Annotated in this window: 11 protein-coding genes; 1 reads left to right on the top strand and 10 read right to left on the bottom strand. The window is 35.1% G+C overall.

Annotation, left to right across the window (positions count from 1 at the left end; genetic code table 11):
• Positions 1–2: 2 nt before the first annotated feature.
• From AC0KH7_RS04245 to AC0KH7_RS04210, 8 genes are all read right to left on the bottom strand, one after another.
• Complete coding sequence (locus AC0KH7_RS04245; RefSeq protein WP_472370998.1) at positions 3–1844, bottom strand: DUF3732 domain-containing protein; 1842 nt, start codon at positions 1842–1844, stop codon at positions 3–5.
• On the bottom strand, positions 1841–2281 hold the full coding sequence (locus AC0KH7_RS04240) for a three component ABC system middle component (protein WP_472370996.1): 441 nt from the start codon (positions 2279–2281) through the stop codon (positions 1841–1843). Before AC0KH7_RS04240 ends, AC0KH7_RS04245 begins: the two co-directional genes overlap by 4 nt.
• A 2-nt stretch (positions 2282–2283) precedes the next feature.
• Entirely contained in the window at positions 2284–3522 is a 1239-nt protein-coding gene (locus tag AC0KH7_RS04235) for a hypothetical protein (RefSeq protein WP_472370994.1), read from the bottom strand.
• A gap of 225 nt (positions 3523–3747) precedes the next feature.
• Entirely contained in the window at positions 3748–4323 is a 576-nt protein-coding gene (locus AC0KH7_RS04230; protein WP_472370992.1) for a hypothetical protein, read from the bottom strand.
• A 49-nt stretch (positions 4324–4372) separates the two neighbouring features.
• Entirely contained in the window at positions 4373–4768 is a 396-nt protein-coding gene (gene vapC / locus AC0KH7_RS04225; protein WP_472370990.1) for a type II toxin-antitoxin system tRNA(fMet)-specific endonuclease VapC, read from the bottom strand.
• Positions 4769–4770: 2 nt separating this feature from the next.
• Positions 4771–4998 (bottom strand): antitoxin, encoded by a 228-nt coding sequence (locus tag AC0KH7_RS04220; protein ID WP_192894036.1) that lies wholly within the window; start codon positions 4996–4998, stop codon positions 4771–4773.
• Positions 4999–5147: 149 nt separating this feature from the next.
• Positions 5148–6806 carry a recombinase family protein gene (locus AC0KH7_RS04215; RefSeq protein WP_472370988.1) on the bottom strand — a complete coding sequence of 553 codons (1659 nt, stop codon included), beginning with the start codon at positions 6804–6806 and terminating at the stop codon, positions 5148–5150.
• Between the two features lie 347 nt (positions 6807–7153).
• The gene (locus AC0KH7_RS04210; RefSeq protein ID WP_472370986.1) at positions 7154–8002 is read right to left on the bottom strand and encodes a hypothetical protein; all 849 of its coding nucleotides are present in this window, start codon (positions 8000–8002) and stop codon (positions 7154–7156) included.
• Positions 8003–9195: 1193 nt separating this feature from the next.
• Between AC0KH7_RS04210 and AC0KH7_RS04205 the strand changes: the two genes are divergently transcribed.
• A complete protein-coding gene (locus AC0KH7_RS04205) occupies positions 9196–9450 on the top strand; it encodes a hypothetical protein (RefSeq protein ID WP_472370984.1) in 255 nt (84 codons plus the stop codon).
• Positions 9451–9778: 328 nt separating this feature from the next.
• Here the strand turns inward: AC0KH7_RS04205 and AC0KH7_RS04200 are convergent, their stop codons facing one another.
• Together AC0KH7_RS04200 and gapS6a are read right to left on the bottom strand one after the other, a co-directional pair.
• A complete protein-coding gene (locus AC0KH7_RS04200; RefSeq protein ID WP_472370982.1) occupies positions 9779–13045 on the bottom strand; it encodes a PIN domain-containing protein in 3267 nt (1088 codons plus the stop codon).
• Positions 13046–13053: 8 nt separating this feature from the next.
• Complete coding sequence (gene gapS6a, locus AC0KH7_RS04195) at positions 13054–13368, bottom strand: GapS6a family protein (RefSeq protein ID WP_472370980.1); 315 nt, start codon at positions 13366–13368, stop codon at positions 13054–13056.
• Positions 13369–13557 lie beyond the last annotated feature (189 nt).

Raw genomic sequence — 13557 nt, 5'->3', positions numbered from 1 at the left:
TATTATTGGCTTATATCTTGTTTTCGTACGAGGGCATTCCCATCAATAAATTCTTCGGGCAAATATATATGCTCTAAACTGCCAAACACATCAGTATCGGCATGCTCAAAAACAATCATTTGGAAAGGCTTTTCATTTTTTATCCGGTCATCCATAAAATGATTTAATAATTCAAATGCTTTTCGTAGTTTATACGTATCTGTGTCAGAAATATTAGTTTTTTTCCTTTTTTTACTATCCCCCCAGTAAGGTCTACTTGGTTGGTCAATAATAAGAAAAGAAGGAATAAACTTGGAATTTAATTCTTGGGCGACTCTATGTAAGGATAATGAAAATAGGAGGTGTAGAAACATGTGATTTGAGCTACTCCCAACATTTTCATCAAAGCTAAAGACGTCTTTTTTAAGAGTCAAGGATTTCTTGGAATAATTAAAAACGGCTTTATAGTCTTTGTAATTGCCAAGAGCATCATTTAGGTATTCCATTAATTGATTAGCCGTTACTTCTATCGCCCTTATTATGTTTATTTTTATTTGTTCTGTATCTTCTATATCAACATTTTTCAATTTGATTTCTATTTCTTGTTTCTGATCTTGGAGAATAGCGCGTGGGGAATCGACATTGACAGAAAAAATTTCTGACTTTGCTTTAAACTCTCCTAAAAAAAGGTAAATTTCTTTCGGGTGTTCCGCTTTTATAATTTGCGGTGCATAAATGGCCTTTAAGCTCTCTAATTCCGCATTGATTTGATTAAGTTCAACATCTACATCCCGATCAATTGGCGTTTTATTTTTTGAAGCTTCTTTAATCTCCTTTAAACTCTCTTCAAAACTGTTAAGCAATTCCTCAAAAATAGAAGTTTTTATAATGGAATCATTTTGATTTTTTAGTATTTCAATTGGCTTCAAGCTATCAGAGGATTTTTTCAAATGTTCTTTGTACTTTTTATACTCTTTATGAAAACGGTTTAAATTAGCTTTTTTTTGTTCTAATTGTAGAATATTTTTTTCAATATCTTCGACCCCATTTTTTTGTTCAATTGTGTATGAGTCAAAGCTTTCAAGTATTTCTTCTAACTCTGTTAATGCATCCTTAAAAGAAAGCTCTTGTGGAATAATGGCGTACTGTTTAGCTTTTTTGATAATCTCCCGTTTTTCTTGATTAAATTCATCATATTTATTATCAATGCTTTCAATTTTATCGGAAATTTCTTTTTCTTTTAATCTCCAGCTTTGTAATTGTTCTTTTTTTAACATATTCTCTATGGTTTCAATTCCCATAGCAATGTTGAAAATTCTTGGTAGAGCATCTCTGTACCTTCCCGTATGTTGCTTATCAAAAAACACGCCATTTTCATTTTGGATTAGACTTCCTGAAATAGTATTAAAAAGTAAAAAATACCTGAGAGATATCTTGGAGCCAGCTTTCAAAAAAGAGCCTCCAAATGGCATTTTTACATCTCTATTTATTGAAAACTCTTTTTCTAAAATTGACTTGATTGATTTTTCTTTCCAAGAAAGGTTTACTCGTCTAGGTATTTGGCCGTTTGATGAAAAAAAGTAAGAGCCACTTAGCTTCCCTTCACTTAACGCCCCTCTTGCAAGGGTAAAAGTATTTTCGTTTATCTCAAATTGAATTCCATAGGCATACACATTTTCGTTCACGATACTTTCAGAAATTTTTGATGAGCTTGCGAACAAACAATAGTCAAAAATATTGAGTATTTCTGTTTTACCAGTATGAGACCCACCCCTAATGATATTTATTTTGTTTTTTTCAAAAGTTAACTCTCTGACATTCCCGTTTTTAAACCATAAAATTATTTTTAAGAGTGCAAAGTTCATAACCAAATCCTCAAGTGCGTGTATAAATCATCAGAACTTGAATCTAAAATCTTGGAAAGCTGATATGAAACTTTGAAAATTTCATTGGCTCGTTTTCCCATTTTTTTTTCATAATCAATAGTTTTCAATTGATTAATTTTTCGACCATTTATTTTTATTAAGCCAATATCATGTAGAAATAGAAGAGTATTTGTTGTTAAAGCTAGATAAGAAGTAAAGTGAGAATGGAAGTTTGCAGCTATAGCAGGATATGTAGCTACAAACTCGTCAATCGATTTTTCTGTTTTAATTTTTGAAATAAGTGTTATTGATGACTTATGCAATAGAAAAGGGAGAATTAGGTAGACTTTTGCAATATCTATATTTGGTTGATGACGTAAAACAAAGTTAATTGCTAATGCTGATATGCCGATGTTGTCATAAAAATCACTGCGCATAATCAATTATCACAATCCCTTTTACCCGATTGAAGATATTTTTTTTCCCAGTCAGTTCGCCAACCTATCATAGGAACACCTGATAAATGATAAAATACCCCGTTACTGAGATGGATTGGAATATCTGTCCCTGCAATTCTAAGCTGAGATTCTCTTAAATGATCTATATGGTTAACGGCAGCAATATTATGCTCTTTATCTGAATCATAAGGCTTATGACGGTGAGATTTTCTATGGCTATTTAGCCATATTGAAACAACCTCTTCATAAAACTCGTCTACTTCCTTTTCAGTTAAATCACCATTTATTTTCATTTCTTTAAGGTTATTAAATATAGACAATTTTTCAGTTGTATACTTTATTGCCAAATCTTTATCTGAATCTACATCAATATCATTAATATCAATTAACTGCTTTAAGAACGTTTGCGAAAAAATATTGCCGGAGATTTCAGGAGTGAACTTTTTAAACTGAAGATTTGAGTTTCTATGAATATCAAATATTCGTCGATAGTGTTTTCTATAACTTTCAAAACTTAAGGTGAGCTTTTCTCCCTGTTTCATCGTTTCAAATTTTTGAGAAAATAACGTTCCTAAGAACTCAGAATATAACGAATCGATACGTTTTTCATCAATCATCATCTTGTTTAAACAAGATTTAATCTTTTTTTCAATACCATCTATTGAAAGATCAAGTACTATTCTTGTAAAGAATAGCTCAGCGTTCGAGTCCCCTAATAGTGTAAGTATTTGTTTAATAGCCTCTTTAGCCCTTTCTGTTGTTATTTTATCTAACAGGCTTATAAAAGAAGAAAAATTTATCGTACCACTTTGAAGCTTGGATAAAGATTCAATAAAAATACTTTTTCCTGGTGTTTTTTTGTTAGTAAGCAAGATAAATTTTGTATTTTTGATAAAATCTTTTTGGTCAACAAAATTAGCTCTTCCATCATTGTCATCACTAATTATTTTTGACCAGTTAGATAAGGTTTTCCATAGATCAGTATCTGAATCTGTAAGGCTGGTATTTTCACTCTTAGCTGTCTTTTGTATCGAATGTTTTATTTGGAATAAAATCAATTCACCATTTGATAATTCAATGTGGACATCATCTTTATTTTCATAGCTAATACTTTCATTTTCATTTAAATCAAGAAGCTTCCAAACAAAAACTAAAAATTGAAAGTCAAATCCTAGGTTTGCACCTGTTCCGTCTTGTTTTTCAAATTGGGTTTTAGGCATTTTGTATATATTATTGATTTTATTTAGAAATGATTTATAAGTTACGTTTTTATACTAAATATAAAAGGGAGCACTTGTAAAGCTTTTTTGTGTTTAAACATATTATTTTTTTATAAATCTAATCGTTTATGCAAAGTAGAAGCTTTGCATCGTTAAATGGCTTTACAGATAAAACTTTTCAGATGGGGCTAGTAAAATTTATATTTTTACAAAACAGTCTAGCAGTTATTCTTGGCCAGGTAATATGTGATAGTGCTTGAAAAAACTTGAACGAGGTGAAAGTTCTTTTTGGATATCCATTAACGATTTAAGCGGCCAAACCTCATATTGATCACTTTTTTTGTACTCTATCAACGCTAAAAATTGGTTAACGATAAATAAAGCAGATAGTGCTTCTAACACATTCTCTAAATTTGCTTTAGCATAAAATTGGTGTCTTTTATGTTTCACATCAGTATGACCCTTCCACCAACTAGGGTTGTCGCCTTCAGCCCAACTTACCCAAGGATAAAACTCTAAATTGTGGCTCCTAGTTGTAGCTGGTTCCTGAATAATACCAGAGCATTCAGCAGTAATAATTTCTTTGTAATCATTGATGTTCCTAGTTTTTTTATTTGGCAAAAGCATCTTACTAAGAAGTTTCATTGTGACATCGACTTCCGAACAAATCGATAACAACAACTTCGTTAACTCTAAAGAGTAGGTCTTAAAGTTATCAGGGGTGAACTCTATATAACGAGCGAGGGCCTCTACGTCTTGTTCAAGTACAATATAATATTGCCAATGAAAATTACTGTTCATAGCTAAAATACCATTATTCGAGTAGCCTTAATTGAATCTTTGATTTAGGTTAAACCCAGTTTTCGAGTTTAAGATTCTCAACCCTTTCAAACTCTTTAATATTATTGCTCACTAAAGTATGGCCCAGCGACCTTGTATGCGCGGCTATCCAAAGATCATTATTGCCAATAGGCGTTCCTTTTTTTGCTAAATCTGCTCGTATATCGGCATAGTGTTTGGCCACATCGGTTCCCATTGGTAAAACGGGAATATAGTTAATCAATTCATCCAGAATATTCAGTGCTTTTTCTGAGTTGTTACTTCTCATAGCACCATATTCCAATTCTCCAAACGTCACTAATGACATGGAAAGCGAACCTAAAGGTAAGCTCTCAAATCTTTCAAAAACGCTAGGCGGCTGTTTTTTAATAATGTAAATACAGATATTGGTATCAAGGACATACATAATTAAAAAGACTCTCTTTCTTGAGGTAAAGTGTCTTCACGCCCATCAACCATAAAATCGTCTGGCATCTCACCAAGCAATTTAAAAGCGGCTCCTAAATTTTTGGGTTTCGGCTTTAAAACGATTTCATCGCCACGCTTAAAGATTTCAACTTCCGTAACATCAAAACGAAATTCTTTCGGAATTCTAACGGCTTGACTGTTTCCGGATTGGAAAATTCTAGCTTCCATAATACCCCCCTTTCTTAATTAAATATATACTCTATTGTATATACTTTTAAACTAAGGTTCAATTTATTTAATCCGTATAGAGTAGATTAGATTTGTAGAAAAGATAAGAAGAGTGTTTACAAGTTATTGATATTATTAATTTTTTTGACTCATAACCCGAAGGTCGTTGGTTCAAATCCAGCCCCCGCTACCATTATTTCTTGACTCGGTTCATTAGGCATTAATGAACACGGGTCAAACTCAAGAGAAGCCTCATATTCTGAGGCCTTTTCTTTTTCCCTCAGAATTATCTCCCCATTAATTAGTTTACTAAGTAGTTCTCTAGATTTGGGCATGTAGTCTGTATATTGAGTTAATGTCATCACCGTCTCAAGCAATATAGACTTATATTCTTCGACAGAAAACCCATGTCCTCTACTATTTGTTGCTTTAGATTCAAGCTCTATCGCAATGTCCTCTCTCCTCCTCTCTAGTTCCTCTAAATCTGTTTTGATTAATTCATACTTCATACCAGCCTTAACCGCTTCAATAAGATTATCGATTTTTGAAGACACTTCTTTTTGACTTTGTTTGAGCTGCTGCCGTTTATCATCACTACCGTCTGCTTTCAGAGCTTTAGTGACTTCTTTGACGAACAAATCAATATTTTCTTCCGTATTCAATAACTCTGACAACCACCCAAGAATTTGTTGCTCAACCTCTGTTTTCTTTATGTATGTTTTATTGCCACAGGTACCTTTATTGATTGCCGCTGAACACGCATAGTGATTCCTACCCGCGACAATCAAGTTGCCACCACAATCAGAACACTTTAGTAAACCACTCAGCAAGGTTCCCCCTGGGCGACGGCCACCAGATTTTTTGATTCCATCTCTCTGCTTTTCAGTTTGTTCATTAACTGAACGAATTCTATTTTGAGCTTTTTGCCAGAGTTCGACTGGAACAATTCTTAACGATTCATCGTTCTGGAACTCCCAGATATCCATAGGGTTTTGGATTTGTTTTCTTTTACCGGTAATATGATTGCGCTTGCTATGAGTTTTATTCCAAACTCTTTGACCGTTATACATCGGTTGAAGTAGCAAGCCAGTTCCTCTCTTCAGGTGGGGCTGTATCGTGGAACCGGCCCACGCTTTGCCACCGGGGCTTGTTATATTCAAGTTGTTAAGCTTTTGAGCAATACTTCTGGGTGTGTGGCCGTCAACATAGAATTGAAAAATTTGCCGAATAACCTTTGCTTCTTCTTCAATAATTTCATACTTGAACCCAATAGGAGCTTTTTTGTTAACATGCATTTCGTCATAAACGGGCACCGTCTTGTAACCATACACTGCCCCGCCTGTTGAGAACCCCCGATTAAATTGACCATTTAATCCTCGCTTTGTTTTTTGAGCGAGTTCTTTAATGTACATTTCATCTACCATTCCTTTGAAAATCGGAGTGAAGTCAGACATCGTACTGCTGTCATGAGAGTCATAACTTTCACTGACAGCAAAAATCCTAACACCAATATACTGAAGCTGCTTTATGGCTCCCATATTGTTATATACATCCCGGCCAAATCTAGACAAGTCATCAATTAACAGCACCGAAAAAAGACCATTTTGAGCATCCTTTAGCATCTGCTGATACCCCGGACGATTCGTTGAAGTACCGCTCAAAGCTTCATCTTTGTAAGTGCGCGTTATTTTGAGACCTTTCCTGCCAGCAAACCGTTTGCAATTTGAAATTTGGTCATCAATTGAGTGATTGCTCTGTAAATCAGAGCTATATCGAGCATAGACTGCTGTCACGTCTTTAGAGTTCATTTTTTCCTAAGTCTCCGTAATTTTTAGTTAGACTACCCTAATAACGTTAACGGGAATTTAAGCAGCAATGTAAAAGGAAATAATGTTTACATAGAGAGGGTTCCCCTTCTTACGACAAGAAGAGGAATTCTTCGAATGATAGTTTTAAGATTTGATATTTTCAGCGGCAATCGTCGCAAGAAGTTTAATCAGTTCCTTCACTGTATCACTATCCAAATTACTGTTTTGAGCACTTTTTTGATTCATGTGATTCTCACTTTTCAGTTAGTTCACATAAAACAGAAAGACCTAGTTGTCATTTTTCCGAACAGTAAAAAAAGAACCATTTCCTCAAGTTTCCTCAAGCGCTAACGACTTAATAAAATAAACTCATGGTTATCGCTATCAAGCGTGAAATCGAAATGATTTTCGGGCATTCTTCTTTCGCTCAGATTCCCATACCCATCCACACTTAAAGACTCTTCAGAATACTTTTCGACTTCATTTTCATAGCGTTTCTTTAGTGTTTTATTTACAAATCCCCATACAATCAAAGTAGGCAAATCTTCATATTTTTCTGAGAACTGGCAAACGTTAAACTCTGCTTTGACTAACGCTTCTAATCTGTCTAATCGATTCTTTTCCGAGAACTCAAATTCAAGTAATGTAATGTTTTCGTAGCCCCAAAAAATAGCATCTGGCACTCTATAGAGCTTTAAACGGCCAAGCTTAATTTCATAACGAATTTCCCGCTCCGTTTGGAACTTTGATTCCGGTTCTTTTATCAACAAACTGATAATCATCCGAGCAATAAATAGTTTATGAGACGAGCTTACACCGAGTCCGATTTTGCTTTTATTGAACACATAATCGTCTGCATAATTTGCGGGCAAATAATATTCAAATGCTTTACGTCTGAGCATATAAACATGCTTCGACTGTAGATAAGGTGCATCGACTTTTCGAACCCATTTTCTATCGATTAGTGTCTTCATCAGTCGATAGAAAGAGCCCTGGTTTTTATCTGACTGTTGCAGAAAAAACATCAATGTATTTTTGTCTAAAAACTGAAAACGAAACAGCGCTCGAAGCGCGACCTCTATCGTCAGCTCTCCCAGTTCTTGATTATCTTCAAATGAGCGATTTGGTTTGTTTTTAAGTGTTAAAAATTCAGCATATCGAGGTATGCCGTATCTAAAGTACAATTCATCTGACATGAAATGTCATCTCCTTCTAAATACGATTTCTTCGTTAAAAATACGCTGCGAATGACTTTCGCATCGAATTAACGAGTACGTTCTTTTCGGAAATTTGACGAATCAGGATGAATTTCGGCAAGAGAACCTTACATGAAGGTTCACTTAACGGCTGTTTTCTTTCGCAGAGACGCGAAAACAGAAAAGCAGGCTATTCAGCCATCGCTAAAGACGACTTTATCGCCCAAAGAGGGTGAAAGTGTTCTCACCCTAATGCGCTCAAAAGGCCTTTAGCGGAGGGGCCTTTCAATTTTTGAAGAAAATTAAAAAGGCCTGACTTTCGGCTATTTTTCGTTCACACGTTGGGTGCGAACAAAAAAACAGCCTACGCGGACGTTTTTTGAACAAAAACACCCTTATCTCCGGCCTCTTCTCTGGACGATACGAGTCCTGCGCGCTCGCACCCTCTGAACGGGGTGCGGCTTGCCGAGCCGCTCGGGTTTTGCAACCCGAGTCCCTGGCTTCTTTCAAGCCCGACACGAGCTAAACCAGTGTTTTACCTCTTAAGCACTCCAAAGCTTGCGCTTTGGTGTACTAAGTCGGTCATTGAGAACCCCGGGACTCGGCTTGCGCACGAGCGGCTCTCCGCCAAATCGCAGCATTTCTGTTGGCAGAAATGCCTGCTTGAAATGTTCTTGGGAACATTTCATTTGCCTCTCGAGACCATCATTAAATTCGTGGGCGAATTAAATGATTTGAATTGCTTGGGAGCAATTCATCTCTCACAAAAGCCCGCTGCAAATTTAGTCCTGAACGGAATAAATTTTTGCTCTCAAATCGCTTTGTGTTCTGAACGAACAGTCGCGCTTTTCACAACCGTACAAAACCGGAAGTCTCTACTCCGATTTTTACTCTCAATTTCACTCCATTTTTGGAGTGAAATTTCACATGTGCGCTGCAAGCTTAAAGATGTTGCACTCTTTAAGAAATCTCGCTCTTAAGGTGACCACTTTGGTCACCTTTCTTCTGGCTTAGCCGACGGAGTCGGCGCCCCTCTAAAAGGGAGGTGAAACCGACCGTCAAAAAAGTGAGTCATTTTAAAAAAATCAATAACGTCAAACTTCAGAACCGATTTTTCCCGTTAACTGTTAAGAAGACATTGCATTGATTAAAGTCTTCAACCATTTCTATTAACAGTTATCAGGAGAAAACTCATGGCAAATATTGTCGGAACTATCCCATCATCACAATTAGATTTATGTGCCCAGCGTGCATGGTGGCACATAATGAAATCAGCTCTTATTGCTGGATTCTTCATAGAAGAACACAAAACTGACTTGCCAATTACCCAAACAGGATACTTGCTTGAAAATGGTTGCTTAATATTAGAAGTCACTAGCCCAGTAATAGAAAAAGTGATTTGTTCAACAGAATTTCTTCCAAACGAATTTAAAATCAAATGTACGTAATAAACAAAGACATAAGACTTTATATTAAAAGATAAACAAGGTTAGGCTTAAGCTACAGAACTACTCAAAATGACCAGCGTTCTGAAGCTAAGCCTATAAAATGGACGATGAGAGAAAATTTAATAGGACCGATTATCTTGCTAATTTTTTTTGTTCGTATTTGAAGCCTTGTGTGACAAGAAATAGCTTGTGGACATTCATACTTAAAATATGACGATTCTTCATTTGACCTAGGTCGGATTCACCTATCAGCTTAAGCTTTAACACAAATTTTGACTATAACCTACAATCTTTCCATACACTTTCAGAATAGCCGAAAGCAAGCGTATCATTTAGTTTTATTCTTCAAAAAAGTATTTATACTCTCTATATCTAAAAAGTGCCCTTCAGCAAAGTTAGTGGCAAAAGTAAAAATAACTTGTCTATATTCTGGGAACCCCTTAATGAGAATAAGTAATTCCCAGACAAAACCTGCCAACTTTTCTTCAGCTTTTATTTCTGGCGATGAACTTAAAATTGACCTGCAACAACCGTTAAAAGAGCGCTCAAAGTCATCAAATATAAGAGGATGATTATGAGAGATTTCTTCTCCGTCAAAAAGAAATTTTCCTACTATATATGTAAAAAAATTTAATGCTTCACCAAAATCTTTAAAGGGATTCGTATGCTTAACTAGCAACAATGACAAAACGTGTAGTTCGTCATAATTTTTGGAGCTCGCTAAATCAATAATTTCTTTGGGGGTCAAAACATATGGCAAAGATTTTTGGGCATTCAATAGCAACCCAGGTATTTTCACTTCAACTTTTAGCTGTTGACCAATTCGATAAAACAATTCAAAAGTATTCACTATTTGACAGTCAAACTCTCCAGCCATGAGTGAAAACTCACTATCGATACATAACCATGGTATGTTTTTTTCGGAGGAAACACATATGGTCGAAAAAACAGATGAATCAATTAACTCTTTTATTTTAAACAATTTATCGGGGACATCAAACTCCTTTAACTCAATCATTGACGAAGAATTTATAATTGTTTGAAATGCTTCTTTTAATACCGACAACCTATGCTGAACCTCTTCTTCAGATTGAACGAATAGCTCTCCATCAATAGCTGAAGCCTGCATTGCAGCTTTCTTTCTGATAAAAGCTGTCATGATTTCCTTCGTTGGTTCAGTAATACAAAAATCAGTTTTTATTTTATCTAGACCTTTCCAAAGCCCTGTTATGGATAAGTAGCATATAGCATAAATGTCTAGCAGAACATTTTTAGGGGAAACTTCGCCTATTGCGCTGAATGGAGAAATCTTTTCAGCATCATCGACAAGCTGTTCAAGCGCTCCTTTTACCGGGTCTTCTCGTTGACTTATTTTGCCTCTAATGATGAAACTAGGAATTGAATCGTAATGTTTTTTAGGGCTTTGGAGTTGCTCTAATACTTTGGCAAATTTTTTCTTCATTTCATGAGGGTCGTCAGGAAGCTGAAAAGAATAGAAACAATCACTACCATCATTGTTAATATCTCTAAGGCGAAGTGAAATATGGTTAGCGGATAAAAGAGGTGGGTCAAAGCTTTTTAAAGTAATTTCTTTTAGATTGAATGTTGTTGTATCCCCTGGTTCAAGGTTTAACAGAACTTTACCTAACAGGGAGGAACGCTTGATACAATAATCATTTTTTATTGAAAAATTATCTCCTACTAGTAACTTAGTAACCAGGTCTTTCCCATTAAAATAACTAACACCAATAGTGCCATTAACCTCATCAGATAAATTCACTATTTCTGTTTCTGGCTCCAAATCCCCTAAAAATATTTGGGTAATGGGTATTGCCAGCTCGTTTGGCGAAGCTATAAACCAATTGAGTAAGGTGCTTTCAACCTTTTTAAAACTCGAATGCTTGGCAATTCCAATCAATACTTTTAAGCCCGTCTCAGAATACTCTTTAAAAAAATGTTCAGGTATTTTTTCTAACCACCCATTTAATTTAAATGTTGCTTTAGAGTTATCTGCAATAACAAACATATGTGCCCAAGACACGATATCATCGGGAAATATTGTTAGTGATTGAGTTATTGCTTGAAAAGCTTTTTTTGAATTGCCTGATAAATACTCAAGAAAAGATTCTAATCTAAAGCTATCAGCATCATAAAGAGCTCTTGGAATACTCGTCAGTGTTTCTCTAAGGGTCTTTAACTTACTGCTATTTAATAAGCCTATAAGATATGTTTTTACAACAGGGGATGGCCACAGTGAACGCTTATTTGAGATGAATACTTCTAAAAATCGAACTGTATAATTTGGGAACTCTAAATAGTTTAATCTTTCACATAAATCATTTAAACGAACTATATTGATTCGTTTGACATCTGCAAAATGCAACTTTAGGAAAGCATCAAGAAGACTCTCCAAATCAAGTTTTTTTGTATCCAGTTTCTCAACTGATGCAACCTGACGCTCTAATTGTAAAAAATCATTAACAAATTGTTCTTCAGTTTTTAAAAGCCCCCCCTTTTCAACCCATTTATTTAAATAATCCAGGGTATCAAGAGATTGCAACGCAATGAAAAAGTCATTTTCAGTTATCTCTGAAGAGCTCGCTAGCTTGCTTAAAAATTGTTCTTTATAGTGATTATCACGACGAAACTGTTCAAGCTTTTCAATATCTACATCATTATTCAATGTTCCGCTGTAATGTCTTTCTTTTTCGGCTCTAATCCGAGAAGCACTTTGAGGAGAAACCTTTTCAAACTCTTTAATGTGCTTCCATAATGTATCAAATAACTCTGGTAAATAGCCAAGACAATACCTAAGAATGGAGTCAGCAATTTCAAACAACTCTCCATATTGCCCCTCTGACAAATCAATAAGCGTGGATAACTCTAACGCAATATTTGAAATTTCTGTCTTTATTTCCGCAGAGGCAAGCCAATAATGCCCTTCTACGGGAATTTTTTCATTAACGGAGGCAATTTTCGCTATCAATAAATACTTCTGACTTAAAAAGTCTCCTCGATAATCATCATCTAATTTTCCGGCTATTTCATGCATTAATGATGTCGCATTTAATCTCTCTGCTCCTCTCATCAATGAAATATACTCAGAAATATCAAGGCACACACTTTCGGAAAAAAAAGCTCTTAATTGCTTTTCATTTGCAAATAGCTCCAAGAATAGTTCTTGAGAGAAAGGACCTAGATTTTTATTACGTGGGAAAAAGGTCTCAGCAGGCTCTTCTCCATGGGTTTCAACACTAAGATAAACCCGTGTAGAGTTAAGAATATCTTTAGTAAGATTGTCATCTGAAGTTTTTAATAACCGAGCAAGTTTTCTTCTGTCGTCTAAAGTTTTGTGTTCTCGAATATTTAAGTATAAGTCTAAAGACTCGACTAACCTCTCTGCTTCTGCATTTAAATTATGAATTTTCTTAAGCGTTTGAATAGTAACTCTAGCCTGGTCAAACCTTCTTTCTAAGACCTGTTGTTTTACTTCAAAAACAAGCGAATGAAAATTTTCTGGAGTGGTACTAATAATGCTGACATATTTAGAACCAGCAACGTTATCTCCAGAACCAGTATGCGTAAAAGAGTTCATAATTAATCTCAATTATTAATAATTTTATCACCCGCAACGTTATCACCTGAACCATGATGCACTAGAATACTTTGATTTGGCTTAATGTTCTGCATAAGTTTCATCAGAGATTCATTTCTTTCAATGTGTTCTTGAATAGCACGCTCACTCATGCTCTCATTAATATTTAACTCATTTAATCGTGTAGACATTTCTTTTATCACGTTATCATCAACAAGCCAATAATTTAAACGAGATTTTAAAGAGTCCATGGACATTCCAACCCCCCGTTTTACCATGTCATAAACGATACCGGATAGCATTGCACTAGTCATAAAATCCATAAAATTCTCTTTATTGTTTATGCTTTTTAAAAATCATACTTTTACTAGAATTGACAAGCCTTTCAAGATATAACCCAAAAGAATTACTCTTTAATTTCTAAAGGGCTAAATATGTTTTGAATCGCTACTAATTTACTAGACATTTCTTAGCCATTATTTATAAACGGCATAGCTACTCAACTGAACACA

This window comes from Hydrogenovibrio sp., from assembly GCF_965140365.1.
Classification (GTDB): domain Bacteria; phylum Pseudomonadota; class Gammaproteobacteria; order Thiomicrospirales; family Thiomicrospiraceae; genus Hydrogenovibrio.
This window is presented reverse-complemented; position numbering and strand designations above follow the sequence as displayed.